Below are 530 nucleotides of genomic sequence, written 5' to 3'. Positions count from 1 at the left end.
GGGTTGGATATGTCGTTTCTGATCGCTACGCCGGATTTGGTGGAGAGTGCGGCGCAGAGTTTGTCGGGGATTCGTTCGTCGTTGGCGGAGGCTGCGGCGTCGGCGGCTAGTCCGACGACGGGGGTTGTGGCGGCGGCGCAGGACGAGGTGTCGGTTGCGATTGCATCGTTGTTCGGCAGTTTTGGGCAGGAGTTTCAGGCGCTGAGTGCTCAGGCGCAGTCGTTTCATGCGCAGTTTGTGTCGTTGCTGAATGCGGGCGCGGGGGCGTATGCGAGTGCGGAGGCGGCCAATGCCGCGAAGGCGGTTCTCGGTGGTGGTTTGGACGGCAGCGTCTTGCGGAGTACCGGGCAGAGCCTGGGTGCAGTGGTGTCGGGTGGTCAGGCGGCTGTTGGGCAGTTGGCCGGCAGCGTGGGTGGGGGTGTCAGTGGTGCGGTGACGGCGCTGGGTAATGGCAGTATCGGGGCGTTTGTGGGTGGTGAGCTGCAGACGGGGGCGCAGGCGATTTCGAATGCGATTGCTGGTGCGGGGAT

1 protein-coding gene is annotated in these 530 nt (G+C 64.7%); it reads left to right on the top strand.

Features of this window, described 5'->3' with window-relative positions; all coding sequences use genetic code 11:
- Window positions 1-9: 9 nt before the first annotated feature.
- Window positions 10-530, top strand: a 521-nt coding sequence (locus SKC42_RS27455; RefSeq protein WP_330967371.1) for a PE family protein, incomplete at its 3' end; no start/stop codon positions are given.

This window comes from Mycobacterium sp. 050134 (assembly GCF_036409085.1).
GTDB lineage: Bacteria > Actinomycetota > Actinomycetes > Mycobacteriales > Mycobacteriaceae > Mycobacterium.
Note: the sequence above shows the minus strand (reverse complement) of the source record. Positions and strands in the feature narration are given on the sequence as shown.